Origin of the sequence: Agrobacterium radiobacter (assembly GCF_040801995.1) — a bacterium.
GTDB classification, from domain to species: Bacteria; Pseudomonadota; Alphaproteobacteria; order Rhizobiales; family Rhizobiaceae; genus Agrobacterium; species Agrobacterium radiobacter.
In genome coordinates this window covers 1,153,293-1,175,411 of sequence record NZ_JBEGHX010000002.1, presented here as the reverse complement: position 1 = coordinate 1,175,411, position 22,119 = coordinate 1,153,293, and the positions used below count along the sequence as shown (strand labels likewise).

Genomic DNA, 22,119 nt, shown 5'->3' with positions numbered 1-22,119 from the left:
TCATCTTCGTCTGGAGATGGAAGGGCGAACGGAAGGTGTGATAATTTGTCGCTCTCGGTGGGGGTATATACCCGTCATATTGCAGTGCGCAAGTTTATACCGCATCGCAATATTGCCGAGGAAACAGTCAGGGCTTCCAAGACCCTCGTGGCTCCCGACCTTTAACCACCGGTCTTCTCGTCGGGATTTTGGGTAGACACCGCGAAAGTAAAAAGCGCCCCGACTGTGATCCGCCTTGTAAGCCGCCCGCGCTCAAACTAAAAAATATCAATGATTTACGATATATCGGACATCCAGATCGAAAAGCTCCTCATTGCCGCCGCCCGTGCCGGCGAGGCGCTGGCGCGGCTGGACGAGCGGATCGATCGGTCACCGATGAAACACGGCTTCATCGAAAGGCAGGATTTCACCGACGCCATTTCCTCCATGTGGGTGGATGGCGAACTCGTCCATATGGAAGATCTGGTGCTGCATGACGCGCATATGGATGTGCGCGCACCGACCCATGAAATGACGGCGGCACACCGGATTCTCCGTTCAAGGCGGCTGATCTTTTCCAATGCCGCCGGCTGGGCCTTTACCGCACCGGGTCTTGCGAGGCTCCGCGGCAGGGCCGCGCTTGCCGAAGAGGCAGCGCCCCCCCGACAAACGCTCGATCACTCCCTTGATGAAGAAGCCGACGTGGAGGGGGAAACATCGCTGGATGGCGCTTTTTCCGAGCTGGACGCGCTTCTGGCGCGCAGCGCCGCAACGCTCGATGCGATTACCACAGGCAACGCGCTTCCGACGATGCACCGGGAGGAAAGCCATGCGATCATCAACGAACCCGACTGGGACGAGGATGAAAGACTGAAAGAATGGTGGGAGGTGCATGCACGCACAGAGGAATTACCCGCAATTCTTCGCACCGCCATCCTGCTCGACGCCTGGAACATGATCGAGGTGCTGCAACGCAGCCCCTGGCTCGGCCGGCTTCTGGCCTCCGCTTTCCTGCGCGACGGCGCCGTCACGCCCGATCACCTGCCGGCGCTGAGCGCCGGTCTTCGCGCGATCCCACGCGAGCGCCGGCACGCGAGACACCAGACGCAGCGCCTTATCGCCCTTCTCGACAGCTTCTACGAAGCGGCACAGGCCGGCATGAAGGAACATGACCGGCTGACCCACGCGCGCGACCGCATGATGCGCAAGCTGGCCGGCCGGCGTTCCTCCTCACGTTTGCCGGAACTCGTGGAGCTTGTCGTCTCCCGGCCGGTGGTCTCGGCGGCGATGATCGTCAAGGAACTCGGCACCACGCCGCAGGGCGCGATCGGCCTCGCCAACCAGCTGGAATTGCGGGAAGTGACGGGTCGTGGCCGGTTTCGCGCCTGGGGCATGCTGTAGCGAAAGCCGCCCTAACCCCCGCGGAAACCCCGAAAAACGGCATTTTTTCGGCCTTTTCCCGGCAAGACGCGCCGCAAGAATGCAGCGATCACGAATCTTAACAAAATTTAACTATTGCGTAGGTGGATGAAGCCGCTATGTTCCTCGCTGCGTTGCAACACCGATTTCTTCTCCGGCAACGCGGTCGCATTCGGCCCGGCAACTTTTCTTTGCCGCCCGCATTTAAGTGTCCACCATCAGGGAGATGCAAATGACAATTTCAGTCTCACAACCCGATTCCGATCACGAAACCGATGCTCCTTTCGCCAAAAAAGTCCTCACCGCTCGCAATCTCGCCGGATATACGGTCGAACAGCTTGCCGTGACCTGCGGTCTGACCACCAGCGAAATACGCGCCCTGGAAGACGGCACGGACAGCGATCCGCTGCGCATCAGGCGCGTTGCCGCCGCACTGCATATTCCCGTCGAAACCGTTATCTGATCCCTCTAGCGATCACCAAAAATCTCAGCGCCGCCGGTGGACAATGTTCCCGGGAACATCCGGGCGGCGCACTTGGCCTGATGCCGCCAATCCCCTCCGGAACATTTTCCGCGCCCCTCTTAACATTTTCGTTATCCGGCACCACATGGGGTTCACGAGCGACCATGTTCGGCCGAGTTCGACATGTGCCCTGCCCGTGCGAGAGCAGCAACAACCTCCGGAATCCTGCCATGACACTAAGTCTCGACACCGAAGAACGCGTTTCTTCAGCACTGGATGAATTGTGGCCAGCGGAAAAGACGGAAATTCTCGACTGGCTCATCACCGGCACCAAGGACGAACGCTTTATCGACGAGATATTCGTCGAGCTCTGCAGCAGGCTGCGGGCGAGCGGAATTTCCGTGGCGCGGGGCGTGCTCGCTTTCCGCATTCGCCATCCGCAATGGCTTGGCGCGCGCATTCTGTGGAAAGCCGGCCTGTCCTCCGCCGAGATCGCTACCTATGGCTACGGGTCGGAAAATACGCCCGAATATCTCAACAGCCCCATCAACGACATTCATCAGGGCGCCACCGAAGTTCGCCACCGGCTGAACGGAGAGGAGATCGATGAACCCGGCTATACGATCTACGAAGATCTGCGGGCCGAAGGGCTGACGGATTATTGCGCCTGGCCGATCGAACACACCTTTGGCAAGCGCCATGTCGCCACATTCTCCAGTGACCGGCCCGGCGGTTTTTCCGACAGTGAAATCCTCGCCTTGAAAAACCTGCTACCGGCGCTCGCGCTGGTCAGCGAAATACGCCTGAAAAACCGCATGACGCGCACCCTGCTGGAGACCTATGTGGGGCCGCATGCGGGTGAAAAGATCCTCAATGGCGCAACGACGCGCGGCAGCGGCATGACGGTGGGCGCGGCGATCCTGATCTGCGACCTGCGCAATTTCACCCATATTTCCGACCTCTGGCCGCGCGACGATGTCATCGAGCTTCTGAACGGTTATTTCGACGCCATGTGCGATCCCATCGAGGAATTCGGCGGCGAAATCCTGAAATTCATGGGCGACGGATTGCTGGCGATTTTCCCGCTCAGCGATCCCAAGGCCTGCGAAAACCTGTTGAAAGCCATCGCCAGCGCGCAGAAGAGCCTCGTTTCGCTCAATGAAATCAATCGCCGGAAGGGCCACGATTCCCTGGGTTACGGCATCGGCGTGCATGTCGGTGATGTCATGTACGGCAATATCGGTTCGAAAACCCGCCTCGATTTCACCGTCATCGGCCCCGCCGTCAACATCGCCTCGCGGCTGGAAACACTGACCAAGGAGACCGGGCGCAACGTGCTTTTCTCCGAAGAATTCGTCCGCATGGCAGGACATCAGGAAAAGCTCGAAAATCTCGGCCCATGGCTGCTGCGCGGACTGGAAACCCCGGTCGAGGTTTACGCGCTTCCGCCAGAGACGAACATAATCTCCGACTGAACGGGTCGCCTTCACCCACCTTGCTCCACCCCGCACGGCTCCTTCTGACGGAGGTGACGCTTTGTTGCGGGCGCCTTTTCGGCGATGCCGTTTCCGCTGTTCCGTCCCCTCTCAAAACGCTTGACACATCTGCGATGTCGATCTAGCAAAATAGAACATATATTCCATATCGAAACATTGCTTGCATTCATATTCTGTCTTTCCGGGAGTGAGGGACGGGTGTGAGAAACCGGAGGAAAGATGGTTACGAAATTGGCACTGCTCGGCGCTGGACGGATCGGCAAGGTCCACGCCAAGGCGATCACCACCGACAGCCGTGCGCAGCTGGTGGCCGTTGTGGACGCCATGGCCGGTGCTGCGGAAGCAATCGCCCGCGAAGCGCAGTGCAAGGTCAGCACGATCGATGAGGTTCTGGCCGACAAGACGATCGATGCCGTCATCATCTGCACGCCGACCAACACCCATGCCGACCTGATCGAGCGTTTCGCCCGGGCCGGCAAGGCGATCTTCTGCGAAAAGCCCGTCGATCTCGATGTTGCCCGCGCGGAAGCCTGCGCGAAGGTGGTTGAGGAAACCGGTGCAAAGGTGATGCTCGGTTTCAACCGCCGTTTCGACCCGCATTTCCAGGCTGTTCACAAGGCCATCGAAGATGGCCGCATCGGCAAGGTGGAAATGGTGACCATCACCAGCCGCGACCCCGGCCCGCCGCCGGCCGAATATATCAAGGTCTCCGGCGGCATCTTCCGCGACATGACCATTCATGATTTCGATATGGCCCGCTTCCTGCTCGGCGAGGAAGTGGAAAGCGTGTTCGCAACCGGTTCGGTTCTCGTCAATCCGGAGATCGGAGCGCTGGGTGATTTTGACAGCGCCAGCATCATCCTGACGACGAAAAGCGGCAGGCAGGCGGTCATTTCGAACTCTCGCCGCGCGACCTATGGTTACGACCAGCGCATCGAAGTGCACGGCTCGCTCGGTTCGGCAGCGGCCGAAAACCAGCGCCCGGTTTCCATCGAAATCGCCAATGCGGAAGGTTACACCCGCCCGCCGCTGCATGACTTCTTCATGACGCGTTACACGGCGGCCTATGCTGCGGAAATCACCGCCTTCATTGACAGCATCGAAAACAATGTCGCGCCCTCGCCTTCCATCAAGGACGGGCTGGTCGCGCTGAAGCTGGCCGACGCCGCGCTGAAATCCACCGCCTCGAAGGCGGCCGTAAAGATCGGCTGAAGCCACAATCGGGACGCTGTGCGTCTTGCTGAACCCTCTGTCCGCCGCACAATTGTTGACGGCGGACAGCCGTGCCTGTCCCAAGGCCTTCGGCAGCAGGCCCACATCATCCAAGCTCCACGTCAACCTGCAGCGCGTCGCACCTCTCAGATCTCACAATAGGCTGGCGCACCCACCGCCCTCATTCCTGTGCTCGTCACAGGAACAAGCCGACGCGCGTCTGCGCGGCGGGAGGACCGCTTTCAGTCCAAGGACTTGGACTGGCTGGATCCCTGTGACAAGCACAGGGATGAGGGGGAGAGCATCGCAAAATTACATTCCAACAATTGACCTTTGAGAAGGCAGCTTCCGGACTTGCATGGCAGCTATTCGGAAAATAAGGTTATCTGACAAGGTACGGCCATAACATATGGCTGTTACCCACCTCATTCACCCCGAATACTCTTTTGCCGGCGGCAGTCGGATAGCGGTTTTTTCATGCCATCACCCAAGACCGGCTTTGTTTATGCGCTTGTCGCTTTCACGATCTTTGCGGCGCAGGATGGCATTTCGAAGCATCTGGGCAGCGTCTATCCGCCGGTCTTCGTGGCAATGCTGCGATACTGGGCCTTTGCCGTTTTTGTTCTGCTGATGGCTGCAAAATCCTCCGGCGGCATCAGGGGCGCCGTCATGGCCAACCGTCCCTGGCTGCAAATCGGCCGCGGTGTGCTTCTTGCCGTGCAGATCGTTTTTTCCATCTTCTCCTTCGCCGTCGTCGGGCTGGCGCACAGCCACTCCATCCTCGCCTCCGCGCCGCTGATCGTTGCAGCATTGTCCACGCCGTTGCTGGGAGAACATGTGGGCTGGCGGCGCTGGTGCGCCATTTTTGTCGGCTTCATCGGCGTTCTCGTCATCCTCAAGCCTGATGGCGAAGGCTTCGACAACAAGCTGATCATCACCTTCGTGGCCGCCTTCATGCTGGCGCTCTACAGTGTCCTGACCCGCCTCGGCAGCAAGAGCGATTCAGCGATGACCAGCTTCTTCTATACCGGCGTGGCCGGTGCGGCGGCGCTGACGCTGGTCGGCCCGTTTTATTGGGTCAACCTCGCTCCGCAGGATTGGGGATGGATGCTGGCGCTCTGCATTACCGGCATGAGCGGCCATTATTGCCTGATAAAAGCATTCGAACTGGCGGATGCCGCCTCGGTGCAACCCTTTTCCTATTACCAGCTGGTGCTCGTCTCCATCATCGGCGTCACCATCTATGGCGAGGTCGTGACATCAAACATGGTGATCGGTGCGGCGATCGTTATTGCCGCCGGCCTTTTCACCATCTGGCGGGAACATGTGGTTGCCAGGAGGAGCCGCCGCCAAGCCTGAGCCTCACGCCCGGCGAGATCGATCAGACGAGAGCCGCCTCACAACGCAGAAGCATCCCAAACAGATCACGCGGCTCATCCGGATCGGCCAGCAGATCAAGCTCCGTATAAAGGCCCGTGGATGGCAGTTTTGAACGCACGTAACGCAAAGCCGAAAAATCTTCGGTCGCGAAACCAACGCTGTCGAACAGCGTGATCTGCCTGTCGCTTGCCCGTCCCTCCCTTGCGCCGGCAATGACCTGCCAGAGCTCGGTAACGGGATAATCCGCCGGCAATTGCTGGATTTCACCTTCAATGCGCGTCTGCGGTGGATATTCCACGAAAATATCCGATCGCAAGAGGATGTCCCGATGCAATTCCGTCTTGCCGGGGCAATCGCCGCCGACGGCGTTGATGTGAATGCCGGGCCCGACCATGTTGTCGGTCAGGATCGTCGCATATTGCTTGTCAGCGGTAACTGTCGTGATGATGTCAGCCCCTTCGACCGCTTCCTGCGCGCTCTCGCAGATCTTGATGGCAAAACCCTGCCCGGCGAGATTACGGGCGCATTTTTCACTGGCGGACCGGTCGATATCGAAAAGGCGCAACGTGTCGATGCCGAGAATGGCCTTGAAGGCGCGCGCCTGGAATTCACTCTGCGCGCCATTGCCGATGATGGCCATGGAGCGGGAATTTTTGCGGGCGAGATATTTCGCCGCGACGGCTGATGTTGCGGCGGTGCGCAGCGCCGTCAGGATCGTCATCTCGGTCAGGAGCAGCGGATAACCATTGCCGACATCGGAAAGCACGCCGAAAGCCGTCACGGTCTGGCGGCCTTCCTTCATGTTCTTCGGATGGCCGTTGACATATTTGAAGCCGTAAAGCGTGCCATCGCTGGTCGGCATCAGTTCAATGACGCCTTCCTTCGAATGCGAGGCGATGCGCGGCGTCTTGTCGAAGCTTTCCCAGCGGCGGAAATCCTCTTCCACCACATCGGCAAGCTCGCGCAGGAACGTATCGATGCCCACGCGCAGCACGAGTTTCATCAAGTGATCGACGCTGACGAAGGGCACGATATTGAGGTTCGGTATCACGGTCATCACATCACCCCTTTCAGCCGGCCCGTGTCGGGCGGTCCATGACCCGCTTGCCCAGCAGGCTGGCGGCAAGATCGACCATCAGGGTCGCGGTTCTGCCGCGCTCGTCGAGAAACGGGTTGAGTTCCACGAGATCAAGACTGCAGACCAGCCCGCTATCATGCAGCATTTCCATGACCAGATGCGCCTCGCGGAATGTCGCGCCGCCCGGAACCGTGGTGCCGACGGCCGGGGCGATGGAGGGCTCAAGAAAATCGACATCGAGACTGACATGCAAAAGACCGTTTGCCGCCTGAACCCGCGCCAAAAATTGACGCAGGAGAACGGCAACGCCGTGTTCGTCTATCGAACGCATGTCGTGAACGGTGATGCCGCTCTCTTCCAGTGCGGCCCTTTCGGCCGGATCAACGCTGCGGATGCCGATCATGCCGATATTGTCTTCAGGAACCGCATGGGAAAGCGGCGGGAAATAACCCTCAAACCCCTTTCGCCCGCTGAAATAGGCAACCGGCGTGCCGTGCAGATTGCCGCTGCGCGTCGTCTCCAGCGTATGGTAATCGGTATGGGCATCAAGCCAGAGCACAAAAAACGGCCGGCCGGTCTCGGCCACCCGGCGCGCCATGCCGGCGACCGTCCCCGCAGAAATCGCATGATCGCCGCCGAGGAAGATCGGCACAGCGCCGGCGCTTTCACGATAGGCAGCCTCCGTCAGCGCCTCCGTCCAGGCCACGGTTTCAGCCAGATGATGCACCGCCGGGTTGGGATGGCAAAATTCTCGCAACGGCGCGGGCGTCACATTGCCGGTATCGACGACCCGATGCCCCAGTTCTTCGAGAGCGTGTGCCAGCCCTGCGACGCGATAGGCGCTGGGGCCCATCTCGCATCCCAATTGCCCGGCCCCGATCTGCAGCGGCGCACCGATCAACCTGATTTCCATTCCCGTCCTCGCTTTCCTGCCAACACGCCCAGTTCAACACAATGACCTGGCGAAATGAACATCAAATATTGGCAATATTATCGAAATAAGCTATCGATCTGCTAAAATTAATTTATCAAACTGGTCATCATGGATAATCTCGACGAACGGCTCATCACCCTTTTGCGGCATAATGGCAGGCGCAGCATTTCTGATCTCGCAATCGAGACGGAAACCTCGCGCGCGACGGTGCGCTCGCGCATCGAAAGAATGGAGAACGACGGCACCATCATCGGTTACACCGTCATTCTACGCGCCGACGCGGTGGAGGCGGCGATCCGCGGCATCATGATGATCGAGATTGAAGGCCATGTGACTGATCGTGTCATCCGCACCCTTGGCGGTTTTCCGGAAATATCCGAAATCCACAGCACCAACGGCCGCTGGGACCTGATCGTGGAACTCAACGCCGCCACACTCAGCGATTTCGACGCGGTGCTCCGCCGCATCCGCCTGGTGCCCGGCATCACCGGCAGCGAGACCAGCCTCCTGCTCTCCACCCCGCGCTCCACCCGCGCACGGCTCTGACCCCTGAGACGAAACGCAAAACAGGGATAAAACGCATTTTTCGATTTTTTCGACTTGCGCCCCGCAATAAATCATCTATATGACGACCCACCAAAGCGAACACGGCAACGTGCTTCGGGCTTTTGGGGAATAGTTCAATGGTAGAACGACGGACTCTGACTCCGTTAATCTTGGTTCGAATCCAGGTTCCCCAGCCAAATTTCTCCAAATAAAATCAGCTTCTTGAGTTTGGAATGGTACGCGTCATGGCGATGCCCTGTTCAAACGCGATAAACGACCGCTCCACCAGACATGCCCGCGCCCGCAGCCGTTAAAAGCAGGGTTTCGCCTTGCAAAAAGGACCGTTCGGCATTGGTAATGGACAGCGAAAGCGGAATGGTTGCGGCGGAGGAATTGCCGAAGCTTTCTATCGTGCGAACCGTCTTTTGCCTGTTGATACCGAGATTGCCGCAGACGGCGTCAAACATGCGGGCATTGGCCTGATGGGGTACGAAACGGTCGATGTCGGCTGCCGTCATTCCGGCCTCGTGCAGCACCCTTTTCGAGGTCTCTGTCATCAGCATCACGGCGCGGGAGAAGACCTCGCGGCCATCGCGCATTGTCATTAGCACCTCTTCGGCGGATGTATCGGCAGAGAACGGCTGGCTACTGCCTCCCGCCGCTATCTGGATCAGATCATAACCGCCGCCATCCGCAACAAGATCGGCTGACAAAAGCCCACGCTGCGCCTCTTTGCAGGGCTTGAGTACAACGGCGCCGGCGGCATCAGCGAACAGGACCGCGCTTGCCCTTTCCACCGGATTGATACGGCGGCTCAATATATTGGCGGCAACGACGAGCACGGCGCGGCCGTGGGTGCGGACAAAGCCATCGGCAAGGGTGAGCGCATAAAGAAAGCCGGAACAGGCCCCAGCGAGATCGATCGCGCCGGATCGGACGAGGCCCAGCCGGTGTGCGAGCAGCGGCGCCGAGGGTGGCAGAAGATGATCCGGTGTAGAAGTTGCAAGCAGCGTCAGCGCGATCTCGGCGGAGCCAATTTCCGCATCTTCCAGCGCCATGCGGCCGGCTCTTGCGGCAAGGCCGCTCAACGTGTCACCCTCTTGCGCCCAATAACGCGTGCGGATGCCGGTGCGCCTCTCGATCCAGCCGGCCTCCAGCCTGAGGCTGGCCTCTATCTCGGCATTATCGACACATCTTGACGGAACGGCATGACCAAAACCGGCCATGCGGGAAGAACGGGTCTGCATTGTCAGGGCTTTCGGAGACGGTTCTGGAACAGGCTGAACATGGCCGTACGCTGTTTTCACGCGATGCCGGCCGCACGCGATTTTAACGATGCGGTTTCGGTGACGATCCCGGCCACCTCGTCGATGGCGTCAAAGGCGCTAGTCAGATCTTCCCCCGTCGAACAATAGGGCGGCATCAGATAAAGCACATTGCCGAGCGGGCGGATGACGAACCCGCGCTCGCGGAACAATCGCCGCATGCGCGGGCCCGCCTCGGCGAGATAACCACCGGCAGGCACCACGAGGTCGAGCGCCGCGATGGTCCCCATTTGCCGGATGCCGGTGAAACGCCGGTCATCCGCAAATCGCCGGAGATTGTCGCGCAGCATCTGTTGCAATTGCCCGATACGCTGAAGCACGGGCTCATCCCGCCAGACCTGAAGATTGGCGACAGCGGCTGCACAGGCAATTGGATTGGCCGTATAGGAACTGGAATGGAAAAAGGTCTTGCGGCGATCCGTTGAAAAATGCGCATCGAAGATTTCCGCGCTGCACAGCGTTGCCGCGAGCGGCAGCGAGCCGCCCGTAAGCCCTTTGGATGTGCACAGAATATCCGGCGAAATACCCGCCTGTTCGCAGGCGAACAGAGTTCCGGTTCTACCCCAGCCCGTCATTACTTCGTCTGCGATGACGAGGCATCCATGGCGCTCAGCGATCTGTTTCAGCCCGGCCAGTATATCCGCGCCGTACGTCTTCATGCCGCCGGCTCCGAGCACCAGCGGCTCGATCAGCAGAGCGGCGATACGGCCCGAACGGCAGAAACTCTCGAACATGTCCAATGTCTGCTGTTCGCCGCCCGCTTGCGGAAAAGCCAGCCGGTCGACGCCGAAGAGCAACGGTTCGTACGCGGCATTGAACACGCCGCGCTCACCTGTTGACATGGCGCCGATCGTATCGCCGTGATAACCATGCTCCATCACCACGATACGGTCGCGCTTTTCTCCGCGATTGTGGAAATATCCCAGCGCCATTTTCAGCGCCACCTCAACCGCAGTCGAGCCGCTATCGGAATAAAACACACGGCTTAGCCCGGCGGGCGCAAGCTCGATCAGCCCGCGCGCCAACGTTTCGGCGGGTTCATGGGAAAACTCGGCGAAAATGACCTGGTCGAAGGCTTCTGTCGCGGCGCGGATGGCGGCCATGATCGCGGGATGCCGGTGCCCGTGGGTGATGACCCACCAGGAGGAAATGCCGTCGAACAGGCGATTGCCGTCCTCATCGACGAGAAATGCGCCTTCCGCCGATACGACGCGCTTCATCGGCGGTTCCAGCCCATGCTGGGTGAAAGGATGCCAGACAGGGGAACGGCTCATGCAGGCGCCTCCAGAAAATCAGCGAGATTGAAGTGTCGGGCAAATGACTGATGCAGCGCCTCTGATGTCATCTCCGGCAGGCGCGGCAGACGGCCAAGCAGGCGAACAGCGCCGACATTGGCGATGACGCACTCATTTTCCCGGTTCTCGTCGCCGATGAAGACCACGCCCTGCACCGGAATGGCGCGACGCCGCAACGCCTCAAGCGAGAGCAGCGTGTGGTTGATGGTGCCAAGCGAGGTCCTTGCGCACAGCACAAGCGGAATTTGCCAGCGGGCGAAAATATCGGCGAACAGCAATGTGTCTGTCAGCGGCACCAGAAGCCCGCCCGCCCCCTCGATGACAAGAGGTCCATCCGTTTGCGGCGGCAGCAGCCGCGAGGGATCGATCGTTGCATTCTCGAGGCGGGCCGACAGATGTGGCGAGGCCGGCATTTTCAGGCGATAGGCCTCGGGCAGGATACGCGCCTGCGGCACGCCACCCAGTCGTTCCACCGTCTCACTGTCTGTTTCTTCCTCCAGCCCGGATTGCACGGGCTTCCAGTAATATGCCTGCAGGGCGTGGGTCAGCGCCGCGGAAAAAACCGTCTTGCCGATGCCCGTGTCGGTGCCTGAAATGACGAAACGAGGGCTCATTTCCGCTCCTCCGCCAGCGAAAGGGCAAGCAGCCCAATCATATCGGCGATCTGTCTCTCATCCACGTTGAGCGTGATGGCAATGCGCAGGCGCGCCGTGCCTTCCGGCACCGTCGGCGGGCGGATCGCCCGCACATCGAAACCGCCTTCCCGCAGATGCGCGGCGATACGAAGCGAGCGGGCATTGTCACCGATCATCACCGGTAATATCTGCGAGCCGCTGGGTGCAACGCCGAGCCGGGAGCGAAGCTCTTCGCCGGCAAAGTTTACCAGCTCCGCCAGCCGCAAACGCCGCCACGGCTCATCGACGATGATACGCAGGGCTTCCCGCACCGCCGCCGCCATCAGCGGCGAAGGCGCGGTCGAATAGATGAAACCGCGGGCGCGGTTGACGAGGTAATCGGCAAGAACCGCCGGCAGGCTCAAAAGCGCGCCGGAAAGGCCGAGCGCCTTGCCGCAGGTGTGCAACGCCACCACATTGCCGTGGCCTTCCAGCTCCGCGGCAAGGCCGCGCCCGCCGGGGCCGAACACGCCGGTCGCATGCGCCTCATCGACGACAAGGAAGCCCTCATGTTTCCCGGCAAGATCAGCCAGGGCCGCAAGCGGTGCACGGTCCCCATCCATGGAATAAAGGCTTTCGACGGCGATCCACGGGCGGCCCCGGCCACCCTCCTGCCGCCAGCGGATTATTTCCCGTTCGAATGCCTCGACCTGATTATGCGGCACGGCGATCACCTTCGCCTTGCCGGCGGCAATACCATCATGGACGCTGGCATGGATGAGGGCGTCGTGAAGGACGAGGTCTTCCCGCAGCGGCAATGTGGAGAACAGCGCGACATTGGCGGCAAAACCGCTGCCGAAATAGATTGCTTTTTCAGCCCCGAACAGCCCCGCTGCTTCCGCTTCCAGCGCCTCATGTTCGCGGTGGTTGCCGCGCAGCAGCCGCGAGCCGCCGGCCCCTGCCGGCACGCCCCTTCCGATGGCATCGGCAAATGCCTCCTTCAGCCGGGGTGAATCGGCAAGGCCAAGATAGTCGTTGGAGGTGAAATCGATCCCCTCCTGGGGAGCGAGCACGCGCAGCCGCGACTTGCGCTGCAGGCCGGCGAGCTTTGCCTCATAGGGGAAGAGCGCCGTGAGATTCACCGGCACCCTCCCGTCTCCCCAGACTGCAATTCCGTGGGCTGCAGTTCCATCGGCTTCAGGCCCAGCCGGCGGAAAAGCGCCGTATCGTGGTCCTCACCCGGATTATCCGCCGTCAGCAGTGTCTCACCGATGAAGATGGAATTGGCACCGGCCAGGAAACAGAGCGCCTGTGTCTCATCGCTCATCTCCGTACGCCCGGCCGAAAGCCGCACATGCGAACGCGGCATCAGGATACGCGCCAGCGCGATGGTGCGGATGAAATCGATGGGATCAACGGGATCGGCATTGGCGAGCTTCGAGCCGGGGATCGGGATCAGCATGTTTATCGGCACGCTTTCCGGCGGAACCGGCAGGTTGGCGAGCGTCACCAGCATCGAAATCCGGTCTTCCACCGTTTCCCCCATGCCGAGAATACCGCCGGCGCAGACCTTGATGCCGGCATCGCGGACATTGGCAAGCGTTTCCAGCCGGTCCTCGAAGGTACGGGTGGTAATGATCTGCGAATAAAACCGCTCGGACGTGTCGACGTTGTGATTGTAGTAGTCGAGACCGGCATCGGCCAGCCGTTCGGATTGTTCCGGGGTCAGCATGCCGAGCGTCATGCAGGTTTCCATGCCGAGCGCCTTCACGCCCTCGACCATGGCCACCACCGCCTCCATGTCGCGTTCCTTGGGATTACGCCAGGCAGCCCCCATGCAATAGCGCGTCGCCCCGCCTTCCTTCGCCTTGCGCGCCTCAGTCAGCACCCGCTCCACTTCCATCAGTTTGGAGGCCTTGAGGCCGGTGGGGTTGCGGGCGGACTGGCTGCAATAACCACAATCCTCCGGGCAGCCGCCGGTCTTGATGGATAAAAGCCGGCTCATCTGGATGGCATTGGGATCGAAATGACAGCGATGCACCTGCTGGGCGCGGAACAGGAGATCGTTAAACGGCAAATTATAGATAATTTTTGCTTCTTCGAGTGACAAGCTGCTGCCAATACCTGGAATCGGAGCTGGATTTCTGTCGATTTGCGTGAAAATCTGGTCCATCTGTCGATCGTTCCCTCAAAATAAATAGATAGAAGTTCTTTTTATCTATTTTTTTTGGGCTGCTTTTTGCAAGCACTTTTTTCGAGAAAAATTTCCGAGAGGAGAGATGGGCGGCACATGCGGGATCAGAAGCGCCGGATTTCAATGCTGAAATTCATTGAATACGCACGCACTCACGGAAAAGATCGGATCGGCCAATGGCGTGAAAACTCCGCACTTGCTAAGGGTGAGACATGATCGCACTTCGTCCCTCCGAGAGCCGCGACGCTGCCCGCATCCTCGACATATGGAGCAAAGCAGTCGACGCCACCCACCAGTTCCTCCTGCCGGCGGATCGCGCCGCGATCGGGAAGGAAGTCGAATCTTTCCTGCCGCAGGCGCCGCTGACGCTGGCGGTCGATGCTTCTGACCATGTCCTCGGTTTCATGTTTCTGCATGAAGGGCATATGGAGGCGCTTTTCATCGATCCGGACCATCATGGCCAAGGCATCGGCAAGACACTGGTGCAGAGGGCGCTTGCGCTTCATCCCGCGCTGACCACTGACGTCAACGAACAGAACGGCGAGGCCATGGGTTTTTATCGTCGGCTGGGATTCGAACCGACCGGACGCTCCGATCTGGACGGACAGGGGCGACCCTATCCACTCGTTCATCTTCGATTTCGCGCAACGGAAAAATAGGCCGCCGAGATCGTCGGGGAGGATCAAGCCACGAACACCATAGTCCGCTTCGCAACCGACGATTTTTTGCCCGAACACCGCTTCGACCAATGGCGCGAAGTGCGCGGCAAAAGCCTGTTTGGCGTGACGATCGAGCTTGCACGGGATCTTCGCCACAGTTTCAAGGGTTCGTTTCAGGCGCGCGCCGTTGCCGGCGCCGTGGCAACAGAAATGCGCGCTTCCTCTTACCGGGTAAACCGCACGGAAGCCGATATTGCCCGCATTGCCGGCAACAGCCTCTGCATCGGCCTGCAGGTCAAGGGTTCGGGGTTTCTGCATGCCGGCAGGGATCAGGTTCACGCCGTCGGCGGCGGCGATATCACCATCAACTATTCCGACTTGCCCTATGATGCGATACCGGGAAACGAGGCCGATTTTCACTACAAGATGCTGAAAATCCCCGTGGACTACGAGGTCATGCTCGGTCAGGCCACCGATGACCTGTTTGCGACGCGTTATTCGGAAAACAATAGTTTCGCCCTGCCCTTCCGGGCCCTTTTCAACGCGCTGAACGCTGCCCCCGGCAGGCTCATCGATCCCGCACGCGATGTCACGCATATCGCCCGGCTTGCCATGACGGCGCGCGGACGGCTTTCGCCCGCCATGCCGGAGGTGCGCGCCGCGCTCAGGACCGGGCTCTGTTATGCGGCCCAGGACATCATGATACGAAAAAAATCCCGGCAGAACCTCACCCCTGCCGCAGTCGCGAAGGAACTCGGCATTTCGCTTCGGCAATTGCATGTGGTTTTCGAGGGTGCGGAACTGTCGTTTTCCCGCACGCTCTCCTCCATGCGGATCGAGGAAGCGAAGCGGTTGCTGCTGGCATTCCCCGCTCTGCCGGTCACACAGATCGCCTATGGCTGCGGCTTCGACAGCCTTGCAACATTTTACCGTGTGTTCGCCGGCACCTATGGCATGACGCCCGGTGACGCCCGCGCTGAGGATATGCCGCCGGCTTAAAATTTCACCTCTGCGCGCAATGAGAAGACGCGCCATTTCAGCTCCTGTAAGGCCGCTAGACCATCCCATTCCGGAGCGCGGCCCATGACCAATTTTTTCGACTTTGCGATTTCCCGACTACCGGCCGTCGTCGCCGATGGCCGCGGTCCGGCACCCTGCGAAATAGAGGCGATGCTGCAGAAAGAGCCCTTCGCGGCCGCGCTGCGGCTTCTATCGGGTAGCTTTATCGCCCTCTACGAAGGCTCGCCCGAGATGACCGCGCTCTTCGCAACACGCCAGAACCGGCTTCTTTGCCATGCGCTTCTGGCGCTCTATTTTCAGAAATGCGGGGACTGTGAAACGGCAACGGGAGAAGCAGCCCTGACGCGGGAAGATTTCGGCCATCTGGCGCTCCGGCACGGGCTCGCCAGCCACAGCGTTGCCTATGCCTTCTTCAAAGAGGCGCTGAAACGCGGAATGACACGCCCGGTCGACCAATCCGGCAACGGGCCGGGCAATGGGGTGGTGCCTTCAGCCCCGGCGCTGGCGATGCTCGCGCAATGGTACGACGTGCATTTTCAGGCGCTGGACCTGCTCGATGAGGGCTTCAGGGCATCGCGCTTCATCAGGCGATCGGAAGCCCTGCTTCCCCATATCCACCCCCGTGTATCACAGGCGTTTCTGTCACATCCGGAGGTGCGCTGCCCCGGCCCGCTTTCCATCATTTTCAACTGGTTCGATGCGGGCGGCCTGCTGATGGACCGCCTTATCGCCGGGATCGACTGGGAAAGACCGCCCGAACAGGGCAGACGTGTGACCGATGTGGAAACCGTGACACAGCTGGCGACCTCCCTCTCCGTGTCACGCATCCATGTCGGCCGCAAGCTTGCCGCGGCCGAACTGATCGGCGGCATAGGCTGGAGCGGACGGCGCGGCCGTTCCGCGCTCTGGATCTCGCAGGGCTTTTACGAGGAATATGCCCGCACACAGGCCCGCAAGCTTCTCATTCTCGATGATGCCTTCATCGACTTCGTGTGAGCTGCGGACAAACTGCACGCCCTGCCATTCGACTGGAAGGTTTGGCTCCGCATCAAGCGCGACATAAAGGCTTTCGTTGATGGTTATGAGGGATATCCATTGACAAATCACAGGACTGCAGCTTTTCTATCCAGCATGCGTGAGATGTTGCGAGCATCGAAATTGATGGCCCTGTGGTTCAGACTGGTGATGATCCTGTCACTGGCGGGCTATAGCGTTTCCACTGTCAATGCCGCAATGCATCCTGCCGAAGCCGGTGGAATGCAGCACGATCAGTCCGCCATGATGGATCACGGCGCGATGATGGACCATGGCGGTTCAGCCATGATGTCCGACAGTCATGATCACAAAGATATGGCCGCCGAGCATGATAGCGGCGCCCAAAAAACCGCAAAGCCCCAATGCTGCGGCGATTTCTGTCTCGGCATGGCGGTCCTGATCAGCCACGACACCACTGGCAGACCCGTCGTCAACAGCATCCGTTCCTTCCTTGACGACAGCAAGGCGCTCGGCCAGACCCCGCTGCTTCACCGCCCCCCGAATATCTGAACAGGCAAAGCCCGCCTTTGGGCAATGACCGTGCGTGAGCGGCTTTAGCGCCGTCGCGCCGTTGCATCTCCTGTTCGGAAAATATCCATGAACCCGATTTATATTGTGGTTGCAGCGCCCCTGCTTCTGGGCGGCTGCACAGCCACATCCCTGATGAACGACGCCGCCTCCTATGACGATGCGGCAAACCCGACGCTTGGCGCGGGGCCCATCCGCTATCAAACCCCGGTTGCGGGTTACACGCACCGCGCGCCGGTGGACCCGAAGCCCTGGCGTAACCAGAACGATGCACAGGCTCCGAAAGGAGATGCATCATGACATCACGCACATTCAAGCTCGGCGCTAAACTCGCGGCCACCCTTTGCCTGCCGTTTCTTCTCGGCGGCTGCGTCACAGCCGCCCAATATGCGTCGCGCGACGCCGGTTTCACCAATGTTTCGGCCCGAACATCCGAAGCAACAGGCAAGCAGGCGGTCTGGGTGCAGAACCGGGCCGAGGCGCAGGCGACGCAGGCCCGCGTCAAATCGCTGATGACAACCAGCAAGACCCTTGATGTCGAGACGGCGGTGCAGGTTGCGCTCCTGAACAACAAGGGCCTTCAGGCGGCCTATGCCGATCTCGGCGAATCCGCCGCCACCGCATGGCAATCCACCATGCTGGTCAATCCGCGGGTCGGCATTGGGCTGACGGGGATCGGCACCCCGGGGCTCAGGGCCTACAAGGCGATCGAAGGTGTCGTCGTCACCAATATTCTGGCGCTCGCTACCCTCAAGGAAAATGTCGAGATCGCCGATACCGGTTTCCGCAAGGCGCAGCTCGCGGCCGCGCTGAAGACGCTGCAACTGGCGTCGGATACCCGCCGCGCCTGGATCACCGCAGTGGCAGCATGGGAAAATGTCGGCCAGCTGGCGCAGGCGCAGACCGCGGCGGATGCCGCCTCGGAACTTGCCGTCAAGCTTGGAGAAGCCGGCTCGCTCAACAAGGAAGGTCAGGCCCGCGAGCAGGTCTTTTATGCCGAACTGACCGGTCAGATCGCCAAGGCGCGACTTGAGGCCCGTCTTGCCAAGGAGGAACTGACGCGGCTGATGGGACTGTGGGGAGCGGATATCGAATACACCATTCCCAACCGCCTGCCCCCGCTTCCGAAGGCGCTTAACAAACGGGACATGATCGAGGCCGAGGCGCTGCAGCGCCGTGTGGACCTACAAATGGCCAGGCTCGATCTGGAGGCCACCGCACGATCGTTCAAGCTCACCGAGGCCACCCGATACGTGACCGATCTCGAAATCCGCTCGGGCTTCGAGACCGAACGCGAGCTGGAAGACGGCGAAAAACACAAACAGACGACCGGCAATGCCGAGCTGGAATTCGTCATTCCGATCTTCGATTCCGGTCAGGCGCGCATGCGGGAATCCGAACTTGCCTATATGCGCGCGGCAAACCTGCTGGCGGAAAAGGCGGTCAATGTCCGCTCGGAAGCCCGCTCGGCCTATCAGGCCTATCGCTCGAATTACGACATCGCCCGGCACTATCGCAACAGCGTGGTGCCGCTGCGCACCAAGATCGAGGAGCAGTCGCTGCTGACCTATAACGGCATGATCACCAACACCTTCGAACTGCTCGCCGACAGCCGGGAAAAGGTCAATTCAAGCCTGCTGGCCATCAATGCCAAACGCGACTTCTGGCTCGCGGAGGCCGGCCTCGCTCCCGCCATCTACGGCGGAGGTACAGGTGCTGCGGCAGGTGCGGAGACCGAGGTTGCCGCCGCTGGCGGCGGTGGCGGACATTGAGAAAGGAAATCACCATGTTCAATAGAAGAAACTTTCTGGGTGTCGGCGCCGCTATGGTCTCCACGGCGGCCTGGGCGAAAACATCGAATAGCAGCCTGCCGGAAGCAGCCGTGATGGAAACGGCCGCGACCCAGGCTCCGGTCAAGCCCACCACCGGCCCCGATTACAACCCGGTCGTTACCCTCAACGGCTGGACCCTGCCCTTCCGGATGAACAATGGCGTCAAGGAATTCCACCTTGTCGCCGAGCCGGTGGAGCGCGAAATGGCGGAGGGCATGACCGCCCGGCTGTGGGGCTATAACGGCCAGTCGCCGGGCCCGACCATCGAAGCCGTCGAAGGCGACCGGGTGCGTATTTTCGTCACCAACAAGCTGCCGGAACATACAACGATCCACTGGCACGGCATGATCCTGCCGTCGGGCATGGACGGCGTCGGCGGCCTGTCGCAGCCGCATATCCCTGTCGGCAAGACCTTCGTCTACGAGTTCGATCTCGTGAAGTCGGGCACCTTCATGTACCACCCGCATTCGGACGAGATGGTGCAGATGGCGATGGGCATGATGGGCTTTTTCGTGATCCACCCGAAGGACCCGGCATTCATGCCCGTGGATCGCGACTTCGTGTTCCTCATCAATGCCTTCGACATCGATCCCGGCTCCTATGTGCCGAAGATCATGACCATGACCGACTTCAATCTGTGGTCATGGAACAGCCGGGTGTTTCCGGGCATCGATCCACTGGTGGTTTCCAAGGACGACCGGGTGCGCGTGCGCGTCGGCAACCTGACCATGACCAACCACCCGATCCACATGCACGGTTACGATTTCGAAGTGACCTGCACGGATGGCGGCTGGGTGCGGCCCGAGGCGCGATGGCCGGAGGTCAGCATCGACATCCCCGTGGGTGCGATGCGCGCCTATGAATTCGACGCCAAATATGTCGGTGACTGGGCAATCCATTGCCACAAGTCGCACCACACGATGAACGCGATGGGCCATGACGTCCCGACCTTCATCGGCGTCGACAAGAAGACCGTCACCGAAAAGATCCGCAAGGTCCGGCCGGAATATATGCCGATGGGCACCGCCGGCATGGCCGATATGGGCGCGATGGAAATGGAGATCCCTGAGAACACCGTTCCGATGATGACGGGATGGGGTCCGCACGGCCCCATCGAGATGGGCGGCATGTTCTCCGTGGTGAAGGTTCGTGAAGGCATCTCCGCGGGCGATTACGCCGATCCCGGCTGGTACGAAAACCCGCCCGGAACCCAGGCCTGGGAATGGACCGGCGAGTTGCCGGATACACAGAAAAACACCGACCCCAAAACGCAGATCACGCCGCAACCGATGAAACACGGCTGATTGCGCAGACCAACGACCCCATCAAAATCAAGGAACATACAGAATGACCAAATTGAAACTTGCACTGCTTCTCACCGCTCTCGCCACGCCTGCCCTGGCATCGGGCACCCACGGCGGCGGCCATGCAGCGATGGCGATCGGCGAACCCGGCGACAAGGCCAAGGTGACCCAGACCATTCAGGTGACGATGAAGGAAACGCCCGACGGCAAGATGCTGTTCACGCCCGCCAAGTTCGAATTCAAGAAGGGTAAGACGGTTCGCTTTGTCGTGAAGAATGTCGGCGAACTGGACCATGAATTCATTCTCGATGAACAGAAGGCCAATCTGGAGCACAAGGCCGCCATGGAGAAGGCGCCGGAGATGGAACACGACAATCCGAACGCGATCAGCCTCGCGCCGGGCGAGAGCGGCGAAATCGTCTGGAAATTCACCAATGACGGCATGTTCGAATTCGCCTGCCTGAAACCCGGACATTACGAGGCCGGCATGCGCGGCGATCTCAAAGTTTCTGCAAAATAATCCAGCAACAAAGGAATATGACCATGAAGACCATCGTTAAAATCACCGTCGCAGCAGCACTCCTGCTCACCGCTCCCCTCAGTGCATTCGCAGAGGAATTCACCAAGGGAACGGTCAAGAAGGTTGATGCTGCGGCCAAAAAGGTCACCATCATCCATGAAGAACTGAAGAACCTCGACATGCCGGCCATGACGATGGTGTTCCGCGTCAAGGACGATGCGCTCCTCGCCAGGCTCAAGGAAGGCGCCAATATCGAGTTCATTGCAGAACGCGCCGAAGGCAAGCTTGTCGTCGCACAGGTGAAATAAGGCCTCAGCAGCCGGTCCAAAAGAAACAGAAAGGGCAGCGGTTTTCCGCTGCCCTTTCTGTATTGGTGTCAGGACGTCCTGCGAACTCTAGTGTTCGGCAAATGGCCTTGGTCCTACGGCGGGCCGCGACCCGCCGACCTTGGGCGAGAAGGCCGCGTCTATCGCCTGCCGATTGTTCATGAACGGCCGTTGGAGCAGAAGGAACACCACGAGCATCAAGGGCCATGCAATCAGGACATCGGAGAGGAAGTGAGCCCCCATCGCCACCCTGTTCAGGGAGACAATCACGATAAACGGCGCCAGTATTGCGGTGCCTATCAGGCGAAATTTCTCTGGCAGGAGGATGATGAAGGCCAGGAGGGCGACTGCGGAAGCACTTTCACCGGAAGGAAAAGAGCAGTTTCGGGCGCAGCTGCCATTGAGGGAAAGAACCGGCGTAAAAACCAGCTCTCCCCCGAACTCTGCGAGATGCCGCGGCCTTGCCCTGCCGAACAGGTTTTTCAGGGCATGCACCGTGGCTCCTGGTCCAATAGCAAAAAATACCATAATAAACAGTAGCTTATGTGGCGGCAAAAGCCGCGGCAAGCCGCGCGAAAATGGCATGGCGAAAAGCATGCCCGCAAGTCCTGATAACAAGACCGCCGGAAGCATGCGGTTCAGATCACGGACGGCAATCAGGAACTCGTCCTCACCGAGGGTGAAACCGCCCGCCCAGAATTGCCGGCTCACTTCAAGATCGATATCCGGCCTGATCGTAAAGACGATCATCATCGCAAAGGCGACCAGCAGAGCCTGCAGAGAGGGGCTGCCGGAAGCACTCGCAAATGCCTGACGGACGACAAAGACGGCGTTTGCGCGAAATTTCGACCGCCGGGTCCAATTCCGCTTCTTTTGGTGGGTTTTACTGGCGAGAGACTGGTGCATGACCAGTTCTCTTCCGCAGAAATGTCAAGGCATTGCGGAGAAAGACACAAGACT

The 22,119-nt window shown here is 59.9% G+C and carries 23 protein-coding genes and 1 tRNA gene; 16 read left to right on the top strand and 8 right to left on the bottom strand.

The window, feature by feature from the left end:
* Positions 1 to 270 precede the first annotated feature (270 nt).
* The 5 genes from MRBLRC7O_RS19255 (at position 271) to MRBLRC7O_RS19235 (ending at position 5,928) form a co-directional block, all read left to right on the top strand.
* Positions 271 to 1,380: an RHE_PE00001 family protein gene (locus MRBLRC7O_RS19255; protein WP_020809210.1), complete on the top strand. Its 1,110-nt coding sequence runs from the start codon at positions 271 to 273 to the stop codon at positions 1,378 to 1,380.
* Between the two features lie 250 nt (positions 1,381 to 1,630).
* On the top strand, positions 1,631 to 1,861 hold the full coding sequence (locus MRBLRC7O_RS19250; protein ID WP_020809209.1) for a helix-turn-helix domain-containing protein: 231 nt from the start codon (positions 1,631 to 1,633) through the stop codon (positions 1,859 to 1,861).
* A gap of 230 nt (positions 1,862 to 2,091) precedes the next feature.
* Positions 2,092 to 3,336 (top strand): adenylate/guanylate cyclase domain-containing protein, encoded by a 1,245-nt coding sequence (locus tag MRBLRC7O_RS19245; RefSeq protein WP_031233519.1) that lies wholly within the window; start codon positions 2,092 to 2,094, stop codon positions 3,334 to 3,336.
* Between the two features lie 240 nt (positions 3,337 to 3,576).
* Positions 3,577 to 4,569 carry an inositol 2-dehydrogenase gene (gene iolG, locus MRBLRC7O_RS19240; protein WP_026363582.1) on the top strand — a complete coding sequence of 331 codons (993 nt, stop codon included), beginning with the start codon at positions 3,577 to 3,579 and terminating at the stop codon, positions 4,567 to 4,569.
* A gap of 477 nt (positions 4,570 to 5,046) precedes the next feature.
* A complete protein-coding gene (locus MRBLRC7O_RS19235; protein WP_060727536.1) occupies positions 5,047 to 5,928 on the top strand; it encodes a DMT family transporter in 882 nt (293 codons plus the stop codon).
* Between the two features lie 22 nt (positions 5,929 to 5,950).
* Here the strand turns inward: MRBLRC7O_RS19235 and MRBLRC7O_RS19230 are convergent, their stop codons facing one another.
* Positions 5,951 to 7,006: an ornithine cyclodeaminase gene (locus tag MRBLRC7O_RS19230; protein ID WP_060727537.1), complete on the bottom strand. Its 1,056-nt coding sequence runs from the start codon at positions 7,004 to 7,006 to the stop codon at positions 5,951 to 5,953.
* Positions 7,007 to 7,019: 13 nt separating this feature from the next.
* Positions 7,020 to 7,940, bottom strand: a complete 921-nt coding sequence (gene rocF / locus MRBLRC7O_RS19225; protein WP_080864627.1) for an arginase — start codon at positions 7,938 to 7,940, stop codon at positions 7,020 to 7,022.
* Positions 7,941 to 8,069: 129 nt separating this feature from the next.
* On the opposite strand from rocF, the gene MRBLRC7O_RS19220 reads away from it, so the two are divergent.
* Positions 8,070 to 8,507 (top strand): Lrp/AsnC family transcriptional regulator, encoded by a 438-nt coding sequence (locus MRBLRC7O_RS19220; protein WP_003508428.1) that lies wholly within the window; start codon positions 8,070 to 8,072, stop codon positions 8,505 to 8,507.
* Between the two features lie 123 nt (positions 8,508 to 8,630).
* A tRNA-Gln gene (locus MRBLRC7O_RS19215) sits at positions 8,631 to 8,704 on the top strand.
* Between the two features lie 63 nt (positions 8,705 to 8,767).
* On the opposite strand, the gene MRBLRC7O_RS19210 is transcribed toward MRBLRC7O_RS19215, so the two are convergent.
* Genes MRBLRC7O_RS19210 through bioB form a run of 5 tightly spaced genes read right to left on the bottom strand, consistent with a single transcriptional unit; the run spans position 8,768 to position 13,914 of the window.
* The gene (locus tag MRBLRC7O_RS19210) at positions 8,768 to 9,754 is read right to left on the bottom strand and encodes a 3-oxopimeloyl-[acyl-carrier-protein] synthase BioZ (protein ID WP_020810252.1); all 987 of its coding nucleotides are present in this window, start codon (positions 9,752 to 9,754) and stop codon (positions 8,768 to 8,770) included.
* A 56-nt stretch (positions 9,755 to 9,810) separates the two neighbouring features.
* Positions 9,811 to 11,106, bottom strand: coding sequence for an adenosylmethionine--8-amino-7-oxononanoate transaminase (locus tag MRBLRC7O_RS19205; protein WP_020810253.1), 1,296 nt, complete (start codon positions 11,104 to 11,106; stop codon positions 9,811 to 9,813).
* Positions 11,103 to 11,741, bottom strand: coding sequence for a dethiobiotin synthase (bioD, locus tag MRBLRC7O_RS19200; RefSeq protein WP_020810254.1), 639 nt, complete (start codon positions 11,739 to 11,741; stop codon positions 11,103 to 11,105). The genes MRBLRC7O_RS19205 and bioD overlap by 4 nt, the downstream gene beginning before the upstream one ends.
* Entirely contained in the window at positions 11,738 to 12,883 is a 1,146-nt protein-coding gene (locus tag MRBLRC7O_RS19195) for an 8-amino-7-oxononanoate synthase (protein WP_111820895.1), read from the bottom strand. Before MRBLRC7O_RS19195 ends, bioD begins: the two co-directional genes overlap by 4 nt.
* Positions 12,880 to 13,914, bottom strand: coding sequence for a biotin synthase BioB (gene bioB / locus MRBLRC7O_RS19190; RefSeq protein WP_111792942.1), 1,035 nt, complete (start codon positions 13,912 to 13,914; stop codon positions 12,880 to 12,882). The genes MRBLRC7O_RS19195 and bioB overlap by 4 nt, the downstream gene beginning before the upstream one ends.
* A gap of 233 nt (positions 13,915 to 14,147) precedes the next feature.
* On the opposite strand from bioB, the gene MRBLRC7O_RS19185 reads away from it, so the two are divergent.
* From MRBLRC7O_RS19185 to MRBLRC7O_RS19145, 9 genes are all read left to right on the top strand, one after another.
* Positions 14,148 to 14,594, top strand: a complete 447-nt coding sequence (locus MRBLRC7O_RS19185; RefSeq protein ID WP_087746325.1) for an acetyltransferase — start codon at positions 14,148 to 14,150, stop codon at positions 14,592 to 14,594.
* A 99-nt stretch (positions 14,595 to 14,693) separates the two neighbouring features.
* A complete protein-coding gene (locus tag MRBLRC7O_RS19180; protein ID WP_162690838.1) occupies positions 14,694 to 15,593 on the top strand; it encodes an AraC family transcriptional regulator in 900 nt (299 codons plus the stop codon).
* Positions 15,594 to 15,677: 84 nt separating this feature from the next.
* Positions 15,678 to 16,610: a hypothetical protein gene (locus MRBLRC7O_RS19175; RefSeq protein WP_080864629.1), complete on the top strand. Its 933-nt coding sequence runs from the start codon at positions 15,678 to 15,680 to the stop codon at positions 16,608 to 16,610.
* Between the two features lie 165 nt (positions 16,611 to 16,775).
* On the top strand, positions 16,776 to 17,159 hold the full coding sequence (locus MRBLRC7O_RS19170) for a hypothetical protein (RefSeq protein WP_049832294.1): 384 nt from the start codon (positions 16,776 to 16,778) through the stop codon (positions 17,157 to 17,159).
* 87 nt (positions 17,160 to 17,246) lie between these two features.
* On the top strand, positions 17,247 to 17,477 hold the full coding sequence (locus tag MRBLRC7O_RS19165) for a hypothetical protein (RefSeq protein WP_003508366.1): 231 nt from the start codon (positions 17,247 to 17,249) through the stop codon (positions 17,475 to 17,477).
* On the top strand, positions 17,474 to 18,949 hold the full coding sequence (locus MRBLRC7O_RS19160; protein WP_060727539.1) for a TolC family protein: 1,476 nt from the start codon (positions 17,474 to 17,476) through the stop codon (positions 18,947 to 18,949). Before MRBLRC7O_RS19165 ends, MRBLRC7O_RS19160 begins: the two co-directional genes overlap by 4 nt.
* 14 nt (positions 18,950 to 18,963) lie before the next feature.
* Positions 18,964 to 20,313, top strand: a complete 1,350-nt coding sequence (locus tag MRBLRC7O_RS19155; protein WP_080864632.1) for a multicopper oxidase family protein — start codon at positions 18,964 to 18,966, stop codon at positions 20,311 to 20,313.
* Positions 20,314 to 20,356: 43 nt separating this feature from the next.
* Positions 20,357 to 20,833: a cupredoxin domain-containing protein gene (locus MRBLRC7O_RS19150; protein WP_003508363.1), complete on the top strand. Its 477-nt coding sequence runs from the start codon at positions 20,357 to 20,359 to the stop codon at positions 20,831 to 20,833.
* A 23-nt stretch (positions 20,834 to 20,856) separates the two neighbouring features.
* On the top strand, positions 20,857 to 21,141 hold the full coding sequence (locus MRBLRC7O_RS19145) for a copper-binding protein (RefSeq protein WP_003508362.1): 285 nt from the start codon (positions 20,857 to 20,859) through the stop codon (positions 21,139 to 21,141).
* A gap of 87 nt (positions 21,142 to 21,228) precedes the next feature.
* Here the strand turns inward: MRBLRC7O_RS19145 and MRBLRC7O_RS19140 are convergent, their stop codons facing one another.
* The gene (locus tag MRBLRC7O_RS19140) at positions 21,229 to 22,065 is read right to left on the bottom strand and encodes a phosphatase PAP2 family protein (protein WP_031234596.1); all 837 of its coding nucleotides are present in this window, start codon (positions 22,063 to 22,065) and stop codon (positions 21,229 to 21,231) included.
* Positions 22,066 to 22,119 lie beyond the last annotated feature (54 nt).